The organism is Algoriphagus resistens (assembly GCF_001442615.1).
In the GTDB taxonomy this organism is placed as follows: domain Bacteria; phylum Bacteroidota; class Bacteroidia; order Cytophagales; family Cyclobacteriaceae; genus Algoriphagus; species Algoriphagus resistens.
The window spans coordinates 64,807-87,600 of sequence record NZ_LMXN01000010.1; the positions used below are offsets into that span (position 1 = coordinate 64,807).

The window sequence follows — 22,794 nt, forward strand, 5'->3', positions numbered from 1 at the left end:
AGGATATCAACTAAGTAAATTTCAGGCTATGGTAAACACTACTTTTCAGCAGCTTTGGCGGCACCTATAGGAATATTCATTTTCAGGAACAAGGAATTGTTCTTTGTTCCTGACCTGTCTTTATAGACATCCACAAATCCGTAATAGTATTTTACCCCGATTGTCATTCCGTTGCCTTTCATGAGCCTATAGCCCATCCCCGCAGTTACCCCCACGTCCAGGCGGTTTATCATGTCCTTATTATAATCCCTGATCCTGGCATCCTTCCCATCTACATCGGACTTATACTCCACCCAACTCTTATGCATCAGCGCAAACTGTGGTCCCGCTTCAAAATAGACATGGTTTTTGAGTTTATATTTTGCGAGCGCAGGGACAATAAAATAATTTAATACCTGGCTATAATCCCCAGGCTCGGCATACTCTTCGGATTGAAGAAAATCCAGATCACCTGAACTCAGATTTGAGAGACCCATCCGGGATTTGGCCAGAAGTCCGGTATAGATGTACCAAGGGTCATTTAAGCGGATATCCAAATAGAAGCCAATATTGAGACTGGACAACCTTTTATTTCCATCCATATTGCCCAGACTGGACATGTTCACCCCACCTTCCAGACCAAACTCCATCCCCGGGGAATTGAGTTTATCACCAAACAAGAGAGAAATTAATACCTGGGAATGGGAATGGAAGCCAATACCCATAAAAAACAGAACGAAAAGACACTTCTTCATGGGTTGGGATTATTTCACTGTGTATCCTTTGCCCTCCAGGCATGCGGTGAACGCTTTTTTATAATTGTCCATAAGCTCCTTTTCCTGGGCTGCGGCAGCTTGGTTACTTTTTTGCTGGGCAGCCTCATCACCTACCACCTTAGCCCTTCTTCCTCTGAGCGCTCCGGCCACAGCACCGATTGCCGCTCCCTTGCCTGTATCTCCAGCAATGGCGCCAATAGCAGCTCCTGCTGCTGCCCCACCGGCTGCCCCTACCAGTGCCGTACCATCAGGGGATTTATCAACTTGCTCACTCTTTATTTCGGTTGGGTTCAAAGGGTCCACGCCCGTTTGTTCCTGGGCCCATTTATAGCATGCTGCCTCATCTGCCTCCTGGGTAGCCTGATCCTGCTGGTTAGAAGGAAATACATAGAGGCCAAGCCCGGAGGCAAGGCTGGTTTTCTTTACAGCTTGCGCCTCAGATACTGAGGCCAAAAGCAAAAACATATTCACTGCAAGCAGAAGTTTAAAAATCCTCATATCGTTTGGTTTTTATAAGTCGTTAGGATTAAAAAACACATAGCCAAGTTGCCTCAGAGCGTCAGCCTCATTGTAAAATGTATAACTTTTCAGAATCTTATCATCTTGGATCTGGTAGATAGAATTGGCCCAGATTGCGACTGTCCCTCTACCGTCTTTATAGGTAATGTAAAGTTCTGACCAGTTAGAAACCCATTCCCCCTGGTTTTCTCCGGAGCTGATGCTTATTGCTGCATTTCTTGTCCTGGTATAATCTATCTTTTCATACAGATTATCGACATTGTATTTCCAGTTTTCTACAGCTTGCTCCTTTCTGATAGAATCACCAAAAGAAGGCCCTAAACCAAGGTAGTTGGCATCAAGCAGATCAGCCATCACTTCATGGTCAAAGTTTTCTATAGCTTCTACATAATTTTGAATAAGGGCAATGTTCTTTTCATCATTACGTCCTACTGAAGAGCAGCTCATCAATACGGTCAGTAATATCACTAATGATAATAGTTGTTTCATAGCTTTTCTAATAACAGATGATGAGCTTAATTCTTTCAGGATTCAATTCCTGAACAAAAGGTCAGTGAGAAATTATTGTATGGAACTCAGGGTTAAAATCCAAGCCTGATTGCTTCCTGGGAAAACTTTTAACCCTCAGTTACGAAACCCATTCAATTACTTTTTGGGGTACCAGATTTTCGATTTACCGATGGTTCCGTTAAACCTAAAAGGGGCTTGTTCATAATAATCCACTGAAACAGGCGATCCCAGATCACTTCCAAAGTCCAGGCAATCATTTGCCGTAAACGTGAAGGCAGCAGTAATCGGCACCTGCCCCTTAGCTACCTCTTCCCCATTTACCATCAACGTGACATCTAAAGGAGAACCCCGCCCGGGTGCTGCCAATCTGGAAACGACTTCTATTTCTACCTTTCCTGTAGGCAGTTTAGTCTTTGCCTTAATGTGGGTTCTGTCAATTTCAAACAAATTATACTCATAGGAAAGGTACCCGTCCTTTACATAACAGGCCAATCCTCCCGAAAAACTCCCAAGAGCATACAGCACCCCATTTGCATTTTCCGGCACTGTTACCTCCATCTTCACATTATTATCAAACTTCCCGAGTTTTGGGGCAGCAAATTCAGGCATCCGCTCAATTGGCCCGGCAAATGACCATTCAGAATAGGGGGTTGCCGGCGCATCTTCAGGATGGTAAATCACAGACCATAGACCTCCACCAATAGGAAGGTTTTTGTTTTTTGCGGATTCTACCAGGAACATATTTTTCATTTCTGCCAGCTTTTCAGGCATCTCAGCGGATATATCATTGGCCTGGCTCCAGTCTTCTTCTATGTTATAGAGCTCCCAGGTATCCTCTTCAGGGTTCCAGCTGGCAGCTCCCGGCGGGAGTCCAGGAACCCATGGGTTACGCAGGCCGAATGCAGACGCAAAGTATCCATCATAATAAAGGCCCCTGCTCCCCATAATATCAAAGAACTGTAATTTCCGGGTTCCCTCCGCAGTTGGGTCTGCAAAGGTATAATCCATGCTTACCCCATGGATTGGATCCTGGGTAAATCCATTGACCACCTCAGGCTCCTGGATGTTGACAGCTTCATAGATGGTAGGAACGATGTCAACCACATGGTGAAATTGCGGTCTCGGGATAGTATCATGTTGGATTTTCTTAGGCCAGGACACAGCCAAAGGCTGACGTGTACCTCCAAAATGAGCCGCAACTAACTTCGTTGATCTATAGGGCGTAGATCCAGCCCAGGCCCAGCCGGCATTGTACATATTATCCGTCTTGGCAGAACCCAATGCTTCCAGTCCCCCAAGCTCATCCAAGGCATCAATATGCTGCTGAATGGTCGTAGGGATACTATTCTGGGCCAACAGCTCACTTATTGATCCATTTTGGCCCTCAGCTGAAGAACCATTATCACCCCATATATAGAAGATCAGGGTGTTATCCAGTTTGCCAAGATTTTCTATCTCGTCTATCAGTAACCCTACATTATGATCCGTGTGCTCGGCATATCCTGCATACACCTCCATTAATCTACTTTGGAATGCTCTTTCCGATTCTGGGATATCACTCCATCCGGTCATAGTCGGATCCCGCTCGGTAAGCTGGGCATCTTGGGGAATCCATCCCAGTTCCTTCTGTCTTTTAAACGCACGCTCCCGATAAGCATCCCATCCATCGTCAAATTTACCTTTGTATTTATCTGCCCACTCTTTGGTCACATGATGTGGCCCATGGACAGCACCGGGAGCCCAGTACATAAAAAATGGTTTGTCGGGTGAAAACGCCTCCTGCTCTCTTAACCAAACGATAGCATCCTCTGTAATATCCTCAGTCAAATGATAATAATCATGTCCCTGGGTGGTCTCCGGATGAGAAACCACGGTGGTATTTCGGACCAGATGCGGTTCATATTGGGAAGCCTCACCCGCCAGGAATCCGTAAAAATATTCAAAACCATACCCGGTAGGCCAGTAATCAAAAGGCCCCTTGGAGGTAGTTTGCTCAGCAGGCGTGTTGTGCCATTTTCCAAAGGCACTGGTATTATATCCGTACGCTTTTAAGACTTCCGCCACGGAGGCAGCTGTTTTTGGAATAGTGCCGCTAAATCCATCCCAATCATTTGCGATTTCAGCGATTTGCCCGTTGCCTACAGCAGTGTGGTTTCTCCCCGTTAGAATGGAAGCACGGGTAGGAGAGCACATTGCTGTGGAGTGGAATCTGTTATATGAAATACCGAGATCGGCAATACGGCTCAAATTAGGTGTATTTATCTCTCCGCCATAGGTAGATGGAGTGGCCGGGCCGGCATCATCAATGAGTATGATCAGAATATTGGGCGCATCTTCGGAAAGGCGCCGCGGATCCACCCTCTTATTATATTCGGAGGTCTGCATCGTGAGGCCCGCATTACTTGCTGATGGAGTTACCGGAAAAGGAAGCACATCCTGGCCTAGTACAACTCCGGAGTACCCACACAGAAGCAGAAAAAATGAATAAATCTTAATAACTTTCATAATGATAACAGTTAATTGTTTACAATTTTGTTCAAACCCCCACCCTATTCTTCAAAACTCATTACTCATTATTACCGTGCAGAACACGGAAATCAAAAACACTCCGGATTTCTCCAAAACACTGACGTTTTTAATCTCTATCTAAAAATGGCACAGTCAAATCTAAGCCTGCTATAGAGAGGAAATAAGTTAAATACGGTAACTTAACCGTTAAACAATAGATGAATTATATTACTAGTATAGCCAGGACCGAAATTGCTTTTTAAACTCTATATCAGCCTTCTCACAGACTAGTGTATCACTCCCATCCTATAAGCACATACATGATAAAAATCATCCCAGCGGCCAACCGATTTAGTCTGTAAACTATTTGTAAGAAAGATTTAAGTCCCTATATTAGGTAAGGAATCGGGGAAACATTAGCAATTCTGTTTAACTAAATTTTATTCCTAATATTACTTTTTTAGTGCTTGCTATTTATAAAAAATATAAAAGTAGCTGAGTTTGATTTTTAAAAACAATTGTTATAGCCTTATTCTGATTGATCCATGACAGATCCTCTAACTGATAGCTCGATTAAAAAGGAGTTTTCCAATGACGAAATACTCTATGAGCTGAACCTGATCCTTTCAAGTGATTTATTCTCAAACTCCTTTGTATTGTCAAATTTCCTATCCTATATAGTCAAGGAAACACTACAAGGCAATGCGCAAGCTATAAAAGAATACACGATAGGAGTTTGTGCCTTAGGCAAACCAGAAGATTTCAACCCGCAGGTTGATGCTTTGGTCAGAATACATGCCGGACGTTTGCGACGCCAGTTGAATGAATATTATGCTGGACCCGGGAAAGACGACAGTATCCTCATTGAGGTAGTGAAAGGGACATATGTCCCAGTATTTCGGCCAAAAAACCACCTAAACAAAGCCGCAGAGCATCTAAGCCAATTTCAATATAAAAGATCCAAACTTACCTTAGCGATCCTGCCATTCCGCAATTTATGCCCCGAAAATCAATTTCAGTTTTTCGTAGATGGTTTTGGAGAGGAGCTCACCCGTATTTTCAGTGCCTGGCCAGATATTGATGTGATCGCCCATCATTCTACAAGAAAATTATATGATAATTCGACAGACCCGCTTCATATAGGACAGAATCTAGGTGCCCATTACCTTATCTGCGGAACGGTTATGCGGGTCTCTAATGATATCCGCATCAGTGTAGGACTTTCAGAAAGCTTGTCCGGAAGACAAATCTGGTCGAAGACCTATTTCAAAAAACTGGAAATGGACAAGGTCATGGACATCCAAGACCAGATCAATGATGATATCTTCGCCATTTTAAGCGGAAACTATGGCTTTATAATCCGCAGTGCCATGAACGATTCAACAAGTTCCCAACAGCTGAATCTTGAATCTTTTGATGCCATACTATGGAATTATCATGCCCAAATGACGCATTCCGTACAAGCCTGTATATACACCCGCCAAATGCTTGAAAAAGCTTTGCTAAAAGACCCTAAAAATGTGATGTGTTCAGTGGTGCTGGGGGACCTATACCTATTCTGCCATACATTGGGCTACCCTACGGTGGAAGAACCTGTGAAAAAGGCCTTTGATCTGGTCAGCAATGCTATAAAAACAGATCCTTTATCACAATATGCACATATTATACTGGGATGGGTCTATGTCTATATGCACCAAGAAAAAAATGCCGTTACCGTATTTGAAAAAGGTTTGTTATTGGCCCCGCCCTCAGCGTCAATAAATGGAACTGTAGGCTTTGGGATGGCATGTGCAGGAGAATATAACAGGGCCCTTGAACTTCTTTCTAACTCTTTAACGCTTAACCCATATTGCCCCTGGTGGTATTACATGAGTTTTTTCTTCATTCATTTTGATCGGAATGAATACCAGGAAGCACTTGATTATGCCTATAAAATAGACGCTTCAGATGACGTGTTTTTGAAACCTTTGTTAAAAGCATCCGCAATGGGGAAACTGGGGTTAATCTGCGAGGCACAACATGAGATCGAGATCCTAAATCGACACTTTCAATCCATCCTAAATGACATCCCCTGTAAACTATCCGAATTTATCATAGACAAAAAAATGGTGGAAAACATATTAGATGGGGCTGATAAGGCTGGACTCCGATTGAACCTGGTGAAATAGCCCAGTAAAGGCCACCCATACCCATCCCAAAAACAACTATCATTTCAGCTAAAAATTTAACGGTTAAGTAACCGTGTAACACTTTTATGTTCCATCAGGGAGAGGTAAGTTTATCCATATTTTATATAAAATCGATGAAGGAAAAAATCAACACTATTGTTCGCATCTTCCCAGGAAAAGAGGAGGTAATCGAACTGCTACTGTTGAGTAATCCCAACTTCCTTGAGTTATGTACAGATTATATGTTATGCTCGAGCAGAATATTGGAGATAAAGAAAGAACTTGAGAAGCACAACGTGCAGATCAAAGAATATGAGGATCTTCAGCGAAATCTGGAGGAAGAAATATTGATCTATATAAATAAAGTCCAACACTAATTATTTATCCGGTATCAAAAGCCAAGTATAAAATAATAAAAAAATCGAGCATGCTGCAAGCAACACTAAGGGGTGATTATATACCGTGCGAGATTTCAAGAGAACAAAAAAAATAAAATCTATAACCCTATGAAAAAACCAATAACAGTGCTCGCATTCTGCTTACTGACTATAAGCGTAAGCGCACAAAGTTTTAGCGAAGAAATTGATCTTGTACAGGCAATTTTTGGAATGGAAAAAAAAGCTTTTGTAGCTAGCTTTATCACTATTGAAGATGAACAAGAGGGGATATTCTGGTCTATTTATGATCAATATGAAGCAGAGCGGAAACAATTGGGTAAAACAAGAATCGCGCTATTGGAGGAATATGCTGAAAATTACGACTCAATGGATGAGGCAAAGACCAGTGCACTCTTAAGTGATATGATGGCCTTGCAAGCAAGTACAGACAAGCAGCTGACCAAGTATTCCAAAAAAATCAAGAAAGAAGTTAATGTGAAAACTGCGGCACAATTTTTCCAGATTGAGGGATATATCCTAAGTAAGATCCGGGCAGAAATACTGGAAAACATCCCGTTGATAGGTGAAAATTGATTTGTAAAACGCTTCATTCCAAACCAAAAATACCTTGAGAGCCTCCGTATCCCCTGTCTTGGGATCCCGGATCTCAAACAGGTCATTTGGCGAACTGTCTTGGCAATCTTAATGCGTCTTTTCACTAGTAAGGTTGACAAGACAGTTCATTGGAATATCCTTAAACTGCAAAATTTCAATTTATTGATTTCAAATGATCATAATTTGTCTTTCAATGGTCATATGGAATCTTTGACGATTAAACTAATCATTGCACTGTGTGTTTTAATGATGATTTTAATCGTGTCGATTTCAGATAATTTTTAAGTTGTAGAGAAGCTTACCTAGGTACATATAGCCACGCAATTCCCCCCGATTTTTTTATATTGCCGGCTAAACCCGATCTCTACCTATGACCATTCTACTTGTTCTGATCAGTATCGCCATACTGGTGCTGCTTATTGTCTGGGCCAAGCTCAATCCTTTTTTAGCATTTATAATCTCTTCTATAGCTGCCGGCTTTCTTCTCGGACTGCCTGCCGACCAGATCGCCGGATCGGTGCAGCGTGGAATGGGCGAATTACTTGGTGACCTGGTAATCGTGATCGTCATGGGGGCCATGCTTGGCAAGCTGGTAGCAGAAAGTGGGGCCGCCCAGAAGATTGCAGGCGTATTGATGAAAATTTTTGGAGAGAAACACATTACCTGGGCAATGTCCTTTACCGGACTGATCGTAGGTATTCCCCTTTTCTATAATGTAGGTTTTGTGCTCTTGGTGCCCCTGGCATTTACGGTGGCTTACCAGTACAAAATATCTGCAGTCTACGTGGGTATCCCGCTGTTGGCAGCACTTTCAGTAACCCACGGCTTTCTTCCCCCACATCCGTCGCCTGCGGCGTTGGTGGCACAGTTTGAAGCCAATATGGGGCTTACCCTTTTTTACGGTTTTACGATAGCAATTCCAACCATTATTATAGCCGGACCTATTTTTGCCAGGACGCTGAAAAACATGAAGGCCAGTCCGCTCAAGACTTTTCAGGCGGAGACTAAGCCTGAGTCGGAGCTTCCAAGTGCGGCAACCAGTTTTTTCACCGCTTTACTTCCGGTGTTTCTTCTGGTAGGGACCACGGCATTGAACCTCAATATTTCTGCAGAAAGTGGCCTGGCCCCTGTTATTGCCTTTGTGGCAGATCCGGGAATAGTCATGTTGATTTCTGTGCTTATTGCCACCTACACCTTAGGGCTGAGAAGAAAGTTTGACATGAAGCAGATCATGGAAATCTATACCGTTGCTACCAAAGACATCGCAATGATCCTTTTGATCGTAGCCGGTGCCGGGGCATTGAAACAGATTTTTACGGATACCGGAGTCAGTCTGGTGATCGCAGAAGGACTGCAATCCTGGGACATTCATCCCTTGATACTTGCCTGGATCATTACCGCTATCATACGTGTCTGTGTGGGTTCGGCAACAGTTGCCGGATTGACCACCGCGGGAATAATAGCCCCCCTGGTGACTACCATGAATGTGGACCCAAACCTTCTGGTCCTATCCATAGGAGCGGGAAGCCTGATGTTCTCACATTTCAATGATGCCGGATTCTGGATGTATAAGGAGTTCTTCAATGTAAGCATCAAAGACACCATCAAATCCTGGTCTTTAATGGAAACCATTGTGGCGGTAGCAGGGTTGGCAGGTGTTCTGATCCTCGATATTTTTGTATAATTTTAAGGAAAACTAAACTACATGGAAACCCCTGAAAGCAATTTCTCCAAACTTGGCCTTTCGCTGCCACCGGCTCCGAAACCGCTAGGCGTATATAAGCCTTGTCTGGTTGATGGCAAATACTTGTACCTATCGGGTCATGGCACAGTGCAGGATGACGGTAGCCTGATCATGGGGAGAATCGGTGAAGAGCTTGATATAGAGGAAGGAAAGCTGGCCGCAAGGCAGGTAGGGTTGGCTATGCTGGCTACTATAAAAGCCAATCTCGGCTCCCTGAACCGTGTGAAGCGCGTGATTAAAGTTTTGGGAATGGTGAATTGCGTTTCCACTTTTGAGCGCCATCCCTATGTGATCAACGGATGCAGCGAGTTATTCGCGCAGGTGTGGGGAGAGGAATATGGTATTGGCGTGCGGTCAGCTGTAGGAATGGGCACCTTGCCTGATAACATTCCTGTGGAAGTAGAAGCCATGTTTGAGCTTCACGAAGGGGCCTGACCTGAAGCTGCCTGTGTGGAGCAGGCTGCGTTGCCTGCTGGAAAAGAGCGCTTAAGGCTGTACGAGTGCCTTATAGGATTCGAACACACTCATCACGTCCTTGACATAATTCACGGCCAGATGACCTTTGGCAAACCCACTCTTTACAATAGGGTCCCGGTAATAATCCGGGTCGCTTTTCAGCTCCAGAAACTTGGAGACCTCAGTCCAGGTCTGGGTATTTTCCCCATATTTCAAGGCCAGTCTCCAGGCGTCCTCCACATGTCCATGCCCTATATTGTAGGATGCCAACACGAAATTTAGACGTTCGCTGATATCAGGAACCCGTTCTATCCAGAATTTATCCAGGTATTTCAGATAACGGACCCCTCCCATTAGTGACTGTGAGGGGTCGTTCGGATTATCCACCCCAAAACGCTCTAAGGTCACCGGCATCAACTGAAGCAGGCCCCTCGCCCCGGCATACGAAGTGGCAACAGTGTCAAATCTTGACTCTTTATAAACCAAAGAAGCCAACAGGCGCCAATCCCATCCCAATTGCTCAGCCCCCTCTTTGATAATGCCATCGTAAACAGAGATCTGATTACCTGCCAGAGAGGAGAAAGGGCTATTGCTTCTGAAATAACTGTTCTTGGAATTGAGGAAATACTTAGCATAAAGATCAGGTATAAAGCGCTTTTCCTTGTCTTTAATCCACTTATTAAGTGATGCTTGCAGCTTGGGGGAATTCTTACGGACTACCCATGAGACACTCCCTTCTTTCTGGACTTTCCAGGAAATATCCAGGTCCTCGTAATAAGTGGCATTTACCTGCGCAATATTCTGATCCGCGATGGTCCATTTAATAGCGCCTTCTGCGACCTGATCGATGAGTGTTTCCTCATGTTCCGGAGTCGGGATCAACGTAAAACCAAGGTTCAGCGAATCTTTGATTACACAAAGCTGGGATTTGTAAACCGTTCCCTCCCGCACATGAACGGTATCCGAGCCTATATCATCCCATGATTTAATTTTACCCGATGATCCCAAGCCCACCATCACGGTGCTCATCTTACCGAGAGGATCAGAGAATAAGGTGTTTTTGGAGCGCTCCTTGGTCTTTTCCAGGTTCATCGCGATCAAATCCACCTGACCATCCTGTAAGTAATCAAAAGCTTTATCTATATCTGCGACCAATACCAGATGCAGCTGAACGTTTAATCTTTTGGCAAGATCACGTAGCATCTCATATTCGTACCCCATCCGTCTCCCCCGATAGATGTAGTAACCTGTGGAATTATTGTCCACTGCGGCCCGAATAAACCCACGGTTTTGGATCCCCTGAAGGTCAAGAATGTATGCTTTCTCCTTAAAATTGACATGTAGGTTCTTCTCTAAAAATGTGCACTGCACACCAAATAGAAGCAAAACCAGTATGGAAGTAAAGAGAATTAATGCTTTTTTCATGCACTAGAGCCAAGGCTCCGGATGTTTCTGAATGCCTTTTTGGCAAATGCTGTGCCAAAAGAAAAATAAAGTATTCGTTAAAAAAAGCAAATAAAAAAACGAAGACTATTGCTGATGCCTTCGTTTCATAACTAATCTTCTGATGTCAGCTCAAAATCTTCCTGGCTATTCTGAAAGAAAATCTTCCCGGAAAGCCTTCTTAATTCAATTTCTTGCTCCTTAATATTGAAAATAGACGTAATCAGACGGTTTTCGGCAGTGAGCAGATTTACCTGGGCATCCCGGAATTCCAGGTAGGACGCTATCCCCAGCCTGAATCTTTCCAGCGCGATTTCGGAACTTTCCCTGGCCACCGCATAATTCTTCTGCTCTACTTCAAGCAGGTTGCGATTGGTGGTGTATGTGTTGAATGCCCGATGGATATCAGAGCGGAGTTGGATCTCATATTGATCCACTGCATAGCCCTGGATCTTTTGCTGGACCTTCGCATTCTGGATCCTTCTGTTCAGGGTAAAACCATTGAATACATTCAATGCAATATTTCCTCCATAATTAAATCCTGAACGCTGGTTTTGTGTAAGGATACCGGCATCAGAATTAGAGGTATTGGTCGCATAGGTCGCGTTCAGATTAATCATCGGGAGCCTGCTGGCCCTAAGCTCTTTCAGCTCTAAATAGGCCACATTTTCCTGTCGCTGGGCTATGAGGTAAGTTTTGTTTTCCAGAAATGCATTTTCAACCAGATTTTGTAAAAGCAAAGGCTCGCCAACTGTAATCGTATCATTCACCGTAAACTGCTCCTCGGGGTTCAACGCCATCAGTTCGTTGAGATTAATGCGGGCATTTTGGATGACCTGCTCCTGACCGAGCAGCAAGCTCAGATCAGAATTGTAATCTACTTCAGCAGTCAGAAAATCACGTTTCCCTGCCCCACCCAGGGAGTACTGGGCTTCTGCAATATCCAGACGGGCCTGGCTAAGCTCCAAGGTACGCTGCAAAACTTTTTCCCGCTGCAGCTCCAGCACCAGCCTGTAGTACGCTGAAGAAATGGTGGCCACCGTATTTTCCACGGCAATCTTGGCATCCAGTTCGGAGATTTCTGTCAATACCCCCAGGCGCTTCAGCACAATGAAGCTCTCCGGACGAAATCCATAGATGCCGACTACGCTAAAATTCTTTGATCGTGACTTCGCATTGTCTATCGTCCTGGGCTCAGGATCTGTGGCAAACACCTGCTCCACATCCTCATTGCTAAAAGAGCGGGTGTAGGTGGCATCCAAAATCGGCATCAGGTAATCACCCGTACCAATACGCTGGTTTCCTTCCTGTATCCCCACCGTTTCCACTGCGATTTTGATATCCAGATTCTTTTCCAGACCTATTGTGATGGCTTTCTCCAGATCCAGAGATTCATTACTTTGGGCAAACAAGCTTGTTACAATAATGCTCAGCAAGAGCAATAGGCTAAGTTTCTTCATTAAATTCTGGCTAATCTTCCTTCTTTGGAAGTGAGATAAGTATAAATGGCAGGAATCACGAACAGCGTCAAAATTGTCGCAAAGGTCAATCCGCCGATTACGGCAGCTCCCATAGGCACACGGCTTTCAGCACCGGCACCAAGTCCCAGCGCAATAGGCAGAATACCTAAAATAGTCGAAAGACTTGTCATCAAAATCGGCCTGAACCTGGCCACAGCCGCTCCATAAATAGCCTCGTGAACTGACATCCCCGTAGCTTTTCGCTGATTGGCAAATTCCACAATCAGGATACCGTTTTTGGTCACCAGACCGATGAGCATGATAATACCGATCTGGCTGAAGATGTTCAGGGTAAAGTCAAACATCCATAGGGTAAACAGTGCTCCAAACAATGCCAACGGTACTGTAAACATGATGGTAAGTGGATCCAGGAAGCTTTCAAACTGAGCGGATAGCACCAGGTAAATCAAGATCAGGGCGAAGATAAAGGCGAAAAGCAGGGAATTGGAACTCTCTCTGAATTCCTTGGACGGACCTGATACATCGGTAGTAAAGGAATCATCCAGTACTTCAGCGGCTATTCTGTCCATTTCATCCAAGCCGTCCCCTATGGTGTATCCTTCCGCCAGGTTGGCCGATACAGTGCCCGCTACAAACCGGTTGAATCTGTACAGCTGGGGTGGAGTACTCTTTTCTGTCACGGTGACCAGATTATCCAGCTGTACCAAGGAACCGTTTTCTGCACGCACATAGAGCATTCTTAGGTTGACAGGTTCATTTCTGTCCTCCAGTCTCATTTCACCTACCACCTGATACTGCTTGCCGTTTTTGATGAAATAGGCGAACCGTTGTCCCGAATAGGATAATTGTAGGGTACGGGCTATTTCCTGGATGGAAACGCCGATATTTCTGGCTTTGGCCCTATCGATCTCGATCTCCAGTTCCGGCTTGGTAAATTTAAGGTTGATGTCAGAGAAAATAAAGATCGGGCTCTTATCCACTTCAGCCATGAAGGCAGGGATTACCTCTTTCAGCTTATCCAAGGTTGGAGCCTGCAAGACATATTGCACAGGAAGACCGCCCCGGCTGTTCCCTATAGACTGCGCCTGTGAAGCAAATGCTTTCACTCCCGTATATTTTTTGAGCTTTTGGTTGATTTCATTAAAATATTGCCCCTGTGTCTTCTCTCTGTTTTCTGCATCTGTAAGGATGAACCGCACAAAACCGGAATTCGTGCTGGAAGAACCAAAACCCGGTGAGGTTACCGACACCATTCCGCTGACCTCATCTTTCGGGTAGTCGGCTTTAAAATCTTCTACCATCCGATCAATAATCTGATCCATGTAGCTAAATGTCGCTCCCTCCGGCCCATTCATGCGGATGACGATTTCGCCCCTATCCTCAGTCGGTGCCAATTCTGTAGGGATTTCGTTGAACAACCAATAGATCCCAAAACCCATGACTGCAATCATAGCGAAGGAAACCCAACGAAACTGCATAAACCAGGAAAGGGCCCGGTCATACTTATTGTTGATCCATACAAAACCCGGCTCGGTAAAATTATAGAAGCGGTTATGCTTTTCTCTTTTCTTAAGGAATTTAGAGCTCAGCATAGGGGTCATGGTCAATGCCACAAAGGAGGAAATGATCACCGCCCCTGCTACCACTATCCCAAATTCACGGAACAGACGTCCGGTGGTGCCTGTCAGGAAAATCACCGGAAGAAACACTGCAGCAAGTGCTACTGTGGTAGCGATTACTGCGAAAAATATCTCCTCGGAACCCTTTTCAGCTGCTTCTTGGGGATCCTCTCCCTTTTCTATACGGGTGTAAATATTCTCCAAAACCACGATCGCGTCATCGACGACCAGACCAATGGAAAGCACAATCCCCAGCAGGGTCAGTACATTGATGGAGAAACCCATCAGGTACATGATGAAAAATACACCGACCAATGATATAGGGATCGTGAGAACGGGAATAAATGTAGTCCTCCAATCCCTTAGAAAAAGGAAAATAATTGCCACCACCAGGATAAAGGCAGTAATAATAGTCTCCTGAACCTCTGAAATAGAGCTTCGGATGTAGTTGGTCTTGTCAAAGCCTATCTCCAGTCCTACGTCAGCGGGAAGATCCTTTTTGATAAATTCCAGTCTTCTGTAGAATTCATCTGCTATCTCTATACTGTTGGAACCGGGAAGCGGCACCAATACCACCCCGACCATAGGCACTCCATCCCGTTTGAGGATACTACGCTCATTAAGCGCAGCCAGCTCTGCTTTTCCTATATCCTGAAAGCGGACGATGTTGTTCTGGTCTTCTTTGATGATCAGATCATTGAATTCCTGGGGAGTGCTCAGCCTGCTTTTGGTGCGGACAGAGAGCTCAATTGTCTCACCTTCTATTTTTCCCGAAGGCAACTCTACGTTCTCACTTTGCACTTTGGACAGCACATCCAAGGGAGTCACGCCGTAGGAAGCCATTTTCAGGGGATCCATACGCAGACGGATCGCATATTCTTTCTCACCCCAGATCCGGACCTGGCTTACGCCGGGGATGGTCTGGAGTCTTTCTTTGAAAATATTCTCTGCAATATCGGAGAGATCCAGAAGGCTTCTCTCGTTACTTTTAACATTCAGAAAAACGATAGGTTCGGAGTCAGCATCGGCTTTGGAGACTACCGGAGGCTCCGCATCAGGGGGAAGGTTACGCTGGGCACCGGAGACCTTATCCCGTACGTCATTTGCGGCAGCTTCCAAATCCGCCCCCACATCAAATTCCACGGTAATGCTACTTGCCCCGTCATTACTGGTAGAGGTAAGTGATTTGATACCCTGTATCCCGTTAATAGCTTCTTCAAGTGGCTCGGTAATCTGAGCCTCGATGACATCCGCATTTGCCCCTACATACGTAGTCCTTACATTGATGACAGGGGGATCCACACTTGGGAACTCCCGGATTCCCAACATAGAAATTCCTATGGCACCAAAAAGCATGATGACCAGGGACATTACGATGGCCAATACCGGCCTGTTTACACTTATATTGGATAAGCTAGCCATGTTAGTTGATTTGGGTGAATTCTACAGGAGTACCTGTAGTTGCTTGTAATACACCTGTGGTGAATACCAGATCACCTTCCTCCAGACCACTGGTGATCTGGACATGGGTATCTGTACGGGTACCGATCTCTACCGAGCGCTCCTCGGCTTTGTTGTCAGCACCGACTACGAAAACTTTATATCCCTGGAGTTCCGGTACAACGGATTCAGATGGAACCATCAAGGCATCTTCTGTCACTCCCAGTACAAACCGGATCCGGACAAACATGCCCGGTAAATATTTTCTTTCCTTGTTTGGGCTCTCAGCCCGCAGCTTCAAGGTCCGTGTAGCAGCATCTATCTGAGGCTCGAAAGCATACACCTTTCCCTCTACTTCTTCCGGAGAGGATTCATTGGAAAAGAAAATAGGGGATCCTACCGACACCTGATTGGCATAGCGCTCAGGAATGGAAAATTCAATTTTAATAGGATCTATATTCACAAAATTGGCTATGATATCCGTTGTCCCGATTACTGATCCTTCACTGATCTGGCGAAGACCCAAATTCCCGTTAAATGGGGCTCTGATGATAGTTTTGGTCAGCTGCGCCTCTACTAATTTAAGATCAGAGAGCGTGGTATTGTATTGGTTAAGGACGATATCATATTCCTCCTGTGAGATAGCCTCTCTGGCCAGAAGTTGCTTTTGTCTGTTCTCCTGGCTTTCAAAAAGTTTCTGGGTATACTGTAGCCGTTGGTATTGTGCCTGAAGTTCGTCATCGTTAAGATAAACCAGCGGAGTACCTTTGGTAACATATTGACCTTCCTGGAAAGCTATTTTAGTCACCAGACCGGAGATTTCGGAGCGCAGATCAACAGACTCATTGGGAAGGATGGTTCCCGTTATGGAAAGCTGGTTTCTGAGTGTTTCACGCTCAAGCTTGACTACCTTGACCGACAAATTGGTGGGAGCATCTGGACCGGCGCCCACAGAGGCAACCCCTGAATCATTGCTCTTGCGGCTGTCCATTCTAGGATAGAAGTATGCAACTGCGGCGATCACAACTACCGCAATGATCAATATGGTCTTAGTTTGCTTGTTCATGTAGAAAAGTAAAGGCTTATTAGATTTGGTTTTGGAGAAATGCGAGTGATAGCCTGTTGAATTCCTCAGGTCTTTCCACGTTTACTACATGTCCGCACTTCTTCAAAATATTCAGTACTGAGTGTTTATGTGTTTTAATTATTTTCTTTACCGGCTCCAAAAACATCACATCCTGATCTCCCATTACATAAAGGGTAGGAATACCCAGATCGGATTCCTTGAAGTAGTTAAGAAGCGGATTTATGTCTTTTGTCAATTGGAACCAACGGATAAATTCCTTCTGACAGAGCTTTTGCGCTTCATTTATAAAGACATTTCTCGATTCAGCATGCTGCTTTCTGGGCATGATCACAAAGGCGAACAACCTATAAAGCCACATATAAGGAATCACCCGCTTAAAGGTGCTGCCCAATGAAACCAGAACCCTTGACTGGGTAGTCAACCGGGTTACAGCTCCTGCCATTACCAGGGATTTAACTCTCCACTGTGCCAGCTCTGCCAACTGACGCACGATGATGGTTCCCAGCGACACGCCCATAAAATGGGCCGGGGGGATTTTCAGATGATCCAACACCTCAATCACGTCTGTTGTGACACTTTTAAACGTATATTCCTCATTGTATATCGACCGGGGAAGATCTGCAGACTTGCCATGTCCACGAAGATCAATCAGCAGAAGATTATACTTGTCCCTGAAATCCTTTAGCTGCTTAAACCAAACCGCAGACGATCCTCCTGCCCCATGTATAAACACGACCCATTCCTTACTCATCGAATGAGATACTATTTTGTAATACAACATGCTAGGTTAACCTCGGGATCTTTCTTAAGGTTGTCAGAATGTAAAAATAACTTACAATAAGCAGGAAAAAGAAATAAAACTTACTGGTGGCAAATCTCCACTATCAATGGAAGAAATAAAGGATACCCTTGTGATAGTGCCGATATCTTTTGGCATATCGCACTTTATAATTTAATGGTTAACCATGAAACTAATTAAAGCTCCCAGCCTATGGTAGTCTGTATTACATAATCGAGTTCTGCGGCATTTTCAACAGGCTGATTATCAAAGTTCATCGTAGTGCCGACTTTTAAATAAAAATCAGAGAAAAAATCATACTTGAGATCCAGTTTGAAATCCGTCCTGAATCGGCCGGATTCTGTAAAACTCGGATAAGCCATTACACTGGTCAGCAGATTGAGGTCGCCTATATCATACAGGTTAAGCTCTGCCCCCAGCATACCTTCCCCGGAATTCCGTGAAGGGGTGTCATCAAAATAGGATTCAGAGTTTAAGTTGACACCTGCCTGAAAACCAAAATAGGTCTTGTTGGTGTGGATGATGTATTTACCCAAGCCTATCTGATTACCGACCCTGCTTCTGATGAGCTGTTCTGTATTGGATAAATAGGTAAAGTTATAAAGTAAGAACCAATCCTGGGGAAGAAAATAGTTATAGGCAGCACTGGCATCTGTACGCTTTACATCCGATACATCATCCTGAGTTGATCTTAGCGCATTGAATGAAGAGGTGATTTTCCAGCGGTCTGCCAAATATCCCAAACCACTCCTCACATTGAGCTGTCGAAGATTGTTGGCACGTGTAAGGCTCCAACCAAAATCAATATTTGCAGAAAGACGGCTCCAAAAGCCTTCATCCAGCGCATTAAGGTAAACTACTTCTCCCAGATTCACTGTTTCCTTCCCCCCTACCGGTTGTTCGGTTTCGGTTTTTCTCTTTGAAATCGTGCGTAAAAGCCCTTCGGGATCATAGGTATCGATCTCGGCTTTGAGGCTATCTATGCTGTTGAGTGTACCATTGTAGCGTTTCCCGTTGGAAAGGGTGATCAGGTATTTCGATTTGGAAGTGACCTTCCTGATCTCACTCCAGGTGACCTTGAAATCAGAATCACTATAATCGGTCTCAATAGTCAGGACTCCTTTGTCCATACTTTTTATTTCCCCTACGATGATATTGCCATTGCTCAATATAAGTGAATCAGTCTGAGCAGAAGCACGGGAGAAAATGACTAAAACAACTACTAAAAACAGTATACTTTTTTTCATATGAGTATAATTTGTCTTTTAAGGGCCATATGGAATCTCGCATGCATTGTAATCATCCCGGTGTGTGACGTTTTCGTCATGCTCGATTTCATATGAGTATAATTTGTTTTAATGGATTGATCTGTCTAATCCTTCACCGAAGTCGGGACTGAATTCCCAAAATTGAAAATCAATGCTCCAGTGTAAGACTTGGAATCATTATCGAATTGATAGGATTAAATTTAGTGAATTCCAATATAATAAAATAATAAGACTATTCACTCAGAATTAGAAAGAGGCACAATCTTCTAACCTGGGTTTCAATTAATAAAGTGTAGAATTAAATGTAGAATTATAGGAGATTGATTACGGATAGAGCCAGTGTGTCTGATGGATAAAATGCTGCTCAGAAAAAGCTCGGTTATAGAAACGCTCAACGAGGAATACAAAAACATTTGCCAGGTCGAACATTTGAGAATTTTGGGTTAACGAAACTTTGGAAAAAGTTAAAAAAAAAAGCATCCCGGAGCCGGGATGCTTTTGATTATAGTAAGAGGTTAATCTTAGAAAATATATCTCAGGCCTAACTGCATGCTCCACGTAGTAGAGAAATTGCTTACGTTTTGGTAAGGGCTTGTAGGCAATTGACCAGAAACCTGATTCATCACATAATTTGGATTTGCACTTACAGCACCGGACCGGGAAAGTAGGTTCTGCGCACCATTGGTAGTTTGCTGGATTCCCCAATCTTTGTTCAAGAGGTTACCGAAGTTCATCACGTCCAAACTTACTTGAATGGTATGTCTTTCCTCTCCGATATTGGTAAAGATATCCTGAAGCACTCTTACGTCAAATCTGCTCAACCAAGGCTGTATGATTGCATTTCTTGGCACATATCCTCCTCTGTATTCTTCAAGGTCATTGTCGGCTACATACTTATCGAAAGCAGCTCTTTGCTGCTCGGCAGTATAGACCACGTTACCGTCTGATACGATATCCACAAAGTTGAATTCAGAAGTGTTGGAGGGGATGTACAACAGGTCTGCATTTATACCGTCACCGTTTAGGTCGTTACCATAGGTATAAGATAATCTACCTTGATTTCCTCCAGTGTAATATACACCCACTGTAGTGGCAAGGAAATTAGCATATTCTATTCTGTAGCTTAAGTTGGCAACTACTCTGTTTGGCAATGCAAAATCAGAGATGTTCAAACGCTGATCATTTGGAGAGTTGATGTTCGGAGAAGCACCCCAGGCAGAACTTGCATTGGATCCGGAGTTAGAGCTTACTTCCTTGGCAGCAGAATACGTATAGAATACACTGCCGGAAATGCCATTATAATCAGGTACAGACAAACCTACTGTGGCGGAGAATGCATGCCCCTTCACCTCTGTGTTAGTCAAAATAGTAGCACTATTGGCACCCATCGCCGGGTTATAGGTGATGTCATCAGTGTCCAATACCAATTCTCTGTCATCACCTGCACTGTTCATTTTATCCGGGGAGATTGCCCTGTTTGCCCCAAACTGGAATACCCCGTTGATATCTCTTGTATAAAGGAGATCAGCAGTCAACATAAAAGGAGAATCACCCAATTGGTAATCCGCACCTAAACTGGATCTCCAGACCATTGGCATTTTGAAATCCGTATCCACCAAAGCGAATGAGCTTGGTGCTCCTTCAGTTGGGTTTTTGATAAATACATCCTCTGCACCGGCAGGAGGGTTATTTAACCAGTAATATTTCTCAGGCTGGAAAGTTACATTCCCAATCCATCCTGCCACCTGCTCATAGCTGCCTGGCTCTACGTTGTTCTGAAGGACACCTGCACCGGTAGGCATGTTAGTCAACCATACAAAAGGAACTCTTCCGGAGAACACTCCTGTACCACCTCGTACGATCAGGCTTCTGTCGCCCATTACATCATAGTTGAATCCAAATCTAGGAGAAAGCATGATGCTTGATTCTGGCCAGCTTCCTGAATCGTAATTCTTAGGATTGTAATCCGTGTCCAGCAAAGTAAGCTCGTTGATAGATGGGTTTGCTGTCAGGTCGTTCAGATAGATGGGCAACTCAGCTCTCAAGCCCAACGTCAAGGTCAACTGGTCATTTACTGCGAATTTATCCTGGGCATAAAGGGAGGCCAAACCAAAATTAACCCGCGCGTAAGTTTCCTGGCCTTCATAAGGATAAGTCAAGCCGAACATGGTCGGAGCAACTTCATTGGGAGTGCCGGTAGTCAAAAAGTCTTCCACAGAATTGTATCTGTAATAGGAAGTACCCATCCTTACGTAAGAGTTACCGAATTTCTGGATTTCAAATGCCGCGCCTGCAGTGAAGGTATGACGGCCTTCAGTGTAAGTCAGGTTGTTGATAAATGAGAAGTTATCGTTTACCACATCATTGTTGTAAGAGAACAATTCTGTACCGAAGGTCATATAGTTCATATTGCCATCACCTCTTCCGCCGCCATCCCAGATATCAACCATTGGGAATTCAGAACCTGGGGTAGTTCTGGTGTCTTGAATCTTAGAATAAGTTGCCAAAAACTGGTTGGAGATCTTAGGGCTGAAGTAAGAGTTCAGTTCAGCCGTTACTGATCTTACCGTATTTTCGAAACCATAAGCTGAGTTTTCAAATGCAATGGAATTAGGTCCTACTCTCTCACCAGCTGGAAACGGAGTTCTTGGCCGCGGTCCGGATGTACCATTGGTCACCTGGGGAGAGGTGCCCACTACTTGGTTATACCTTACGGCCAGTTTATGCTTGTCATTGATATTCCAGTCTATTCTTGCAAGGATTTTAGTGCTTGCTTGCTCTGCTTCATTTGCGTAGCCCTGATATCGTCCCGGGTCATATCCCCACTGATTGATCAAGTGGCTTCTTACGGCTTCAAGATCAGTTACGCTGGTTCTTGCGATGTTGTTCTCAGGATCAGAGACACCGTCCGTAGAAGCTCTCCAAAGGTTGGCACCTGATGCGTTTGCCCCGGTATTAAGCTCTCTCTCAGCGTTTACAAAGAAGAACAGTTTGTTTTTAATGATAGGCCCTCCCAAGCGGAAACCAAAGTTATGGGTTGCAGCGTCAGTAGCCTCCAGCTCGTTGTCACCAATCTTCTTGCCCTGGAGGCTCTGGTTTTTGTTGAAATAGTAAGCAGAACCTGTAAAGGTGTTTGTACCACTACGCGTTACCGCGTTGATACCGGCTCCGGTAAAACCACTTTGGGTGACGTCAAAAGGAGCGATATTTACAGAGATCTGTTCGATCGCATCCAAAGAAATCGGCTGGGAATTACCTCCTGGAAGCGGGTTATTGCTCAATCCAAAACCATTATTGAAGTTAGCCCCATCGACCTGTAGGTTATTATACCTAGAATCACGACCTGCGAATGAGGTACCGTTCGCCTGGGGGGTCAAGCGTGTAAATTCAGTGACACTTCTATTGATCTGCGGAAGATCTGTAAGCTGTTGGGTGGAAATACTTGTAGAAGTACCTGTCTTGTTGGAATCAAACTCTGAAGACTTGGCAGCAGAAACAATTACTTCACCCAATTCTGTACTGTCGTCATTCAAAGTAACAGATACTGAATAAGGCTCACCTAGTCTAAGGACCACATCGCTGTAAGTAGCCGCCTTGTACCCAATAAAGCTTACCTGAATAGTATATGGCCCACCTATTCTCATATTAGGTATGGTGAATCTGCCGTCCAGATTGGTAACCGCCCCGTAGCGGGTGCCTGAAGGCACATGTGTCGCCACTACATTAGCTCCAGGAAGGGTCTCTCCCTGTCCATCCACTACCAGCCCTACCACCGAACTGGTAGTAACCTGTGCTTGAGACACACTGATAGTGGCAAGGATTACCAATACGAGTGACATCAAACTTTTAAGTAAATTTTGCCTCATAATTTGTACGTTTTGATATAAGTTGGTTTGAAATAATTCCCTGCAAAGGTAAATTCACCCGAACTCAAGTGCGGGTAGATACCGTTAAGTTTTAAGCCTCAAATTTCACAAATTTTAACTATTTGTTAACATGGAAACA

The 22,794-nt window shown here is 44.4% G+C and carries 16 protein-coding genes and 1 pseudogene; 6 read left to right on the forward strand and 11 right to left on the reverse strand.

All coding sequences use genetic code 11. The features are described from left to right. Positions 1-38: 38 nt before the first annotated feature. The 4 genes from AS141_RS16945 to AS141_RS16960 all read right to left on the reverse strand — a co-directional run bounded on the left by AS141_RS16945 (position 39) and on the right by AS141_RS16960 (position 4,289). Positions 39-734 (reverse strand): porin family protein, encoded by a 696-nt coding sequence (locus AS141_RS16945; RefSeq protein WP_057938880.1) that lies wholly within the window; start codon positions 732-734, stop codon positions 39-41. 9 nt (positions 735-743) lie between these two features. Next, positions 744-1,253 (reverse strand): glycine zipper family protein, encoded by a 510-nt coding sequence (locus tag AS141_RS16950; RefSeq protein ID WP_057938881.1) that lies wholly within the window; start codon positions 1,251-1,253, stop codon positions 744-746. 12 nt (positions 1,254-1,265) lie between these two features. Beyond that, positions 1,266-1,763, reverse strand: coding sequence for a nuclear transport factor 2 family protein (locus AS141_RS16955; RefSeq protein WP_157243517.1), 498 nt, complete (start codon positions 1,761-1,763; stop codon positions 1,266-1,268). Between the two features lie 156 nt (positions 1,764-1,919). Further along, positions 1,920-4,289 (reverse strand): arylsulfatase, encoded by a 2,370-nt coding sequence (locus tag AS141_RS16960; RefSeq protein ID WP_082632342.1) that lies wholly within the window; start codon positions 4,287-4,289, stop codon positions 1,920-1,922. 548 nt (positions 4,290-4,837) lie between these two features. On the opposite strand from AS141_RS16960, the gene AS141_RS16965 reads away from it, so the two are divergent. The 5 genes from AS141_RS16965 (at position 4,838) to AS141_RS16990 (ending at position 9,631) form a co-directional block, all read left to right on the forward strand. Next, entirely contained in the window at positions 4,838-6,460 is a 1,623-nt protein-coding gene (locus tag AS141_RS16965; protein ID WP_057938883.1) for a hypothetical protein, read from the forward strand. Positions 6,461-6,594: 134 nt separating this feature from the next. Then, positions 6,595-6,837, forward strand: a complete 243-nt coding sequence (locus AS141_RS16970) for a hypothetical protein (RefSeq protein ID WP_157243518.1) — start codon at positions 6,595-6,597, stop codon at positions 6,835-6,837. Positions 6,838-6,966: 129 nt separating this feature from the next. Continuing rightward, on the forward strand, positions 6,967-7,431 hold the full coding sequence (locus AS141_RS16975; RefSeq protein WP_057938885.1) for a hypothetical protein: 465 nt from the start codon (positions 6,967-6,969) through the stop codon (positions 7,429-7,431). Positions 7,432-7,822: 391 nt separating this feature from the next. Next, positions 7,823-9,136 (forward strand): gluconate:H+ symporter, encoded by a 1,314-nt coding sequence (locus AS141_RS16985; RefSeq protein ID WP_057938887.1) that lies wholly within the window; start codon positions 7,823-7,825, stop codon positions 9,134-9,136. A 21-nt stretch (positions 9,137-9,157) separates the two neighbouring features. Then, positions 9,158-9,631 carry a RidA family protein gene (locus AS141_RS16990; protein ID WP_057938888.1) on the forward strand — a complete coding sequence of 158 codons (474 nt, stop codon included), beginning with the start codon at positions 9,158-9,160 and terminating at the stop codon, positions 9,629-9,631. Positions 9,632-9,682: 51 nt separating this feature from the next. Here AS141_RS16990 and AS141_RS16995 read toward each other — a convergent pair whose 3' ends face one another. The 6 genes from AS141_RS16995 to AS141_RS17020 form a co-directional block, all read right to left on the reverse strand. Further along, positions 9,683-11,077: an MltF family protein gene (locus AS141_RS16995; protein ID WP_057938889.1), complete on the reverse strand. Its 1,395-nt coding sequence runs from the start codon at positions 11,075-11,077 to the stop codon at positions 9,683-9,685. A gap of 131 nt (positions 11,078-11,208) precedes the next feature. Further along, complete coding sequence (locus tag AS141_RS17000; RefSeq protein WP_057938890.1) at positions 11,209-12,555, reverse strand: TolC family protein; 1,347 nt, start codon at positions 12,553-12,555, stop codon at positions 11,209-11,211. Further along, a complete protein-coding gene (locus AS141_RS17005; RefSeq protein WP_057938891.1) occupies positions 12,555-15,617 on the reverse strand; it encodes an efflux RND transporter permease subunit in 3,063 nt (1,020 codons plus the stop codon). The genes AS141_RS17000 and AS141_RS17005 overlap by 1 nt, the downstream gene beginning before the upstream one ends. A gap of 1 nt (position 15,618) precedes the next feature. Next, entirely contained in the window at positions 15,619-16,701 is a 1,083-nt protein-coding gene (locus tag AS141_RS17010) for an efflux RND transporter periplasmic adaptor subunit (protein WP_057938892.1), read from the reverse strand. 19 nt (positions 16,702-16,720) lie between these two features. After that, positions 16,721-17,503, reverse strand: a complete 783-nt coding sequence (locus AS141_RS17015; RefSeq protein ID WP_057938893.1) for an alpha/beta fold hydrolase — start codon at positions 17,501-17,503, stop codon at positions 16,721-16,723. 194 nt (positions 17,504-17,697) lie between these two features. Further along, on the reverse strand, positions 17,698-18,768 hold the full coding sequence (locus tag AS141_RS17020) for a DUF481 domain-containing protein (RefSeq protein WP_057938894.1): 1,071 nt from the start codon (positions 18,766-18,768) through the stop codon (positions 17,698-17,700). Between the two features lie 366 nt (positions 18,769-19,134). Between AS141_RS17020 and AS141_RS26080 the strand changes: the two are divergent. After that, positions 19,135-19,224, forward strand: a pseudogene (locus AS141_RS26080) (transposase); the annotation flags it as partial. An 86-nt stretch (positions 19,225-19,310) separates the two neighbouring features. On the opposite strand, the gene AS141_RS17025 reads toward AS141_RS26080, so the two are convergent. Further along, on the reverse strand, positions 19,311-22,655 hold the full coding sequence (locus tag AS141_RS17025; RefSeq protein WP_082632344.1) for a TonB-dependent receptor: 3,345 nt from the start codon (positions 22,653-22,655) through the stop codon (positions 19,311-19,313). Positions 22,656-22,794: the final 139 nt, after the last annotated feature.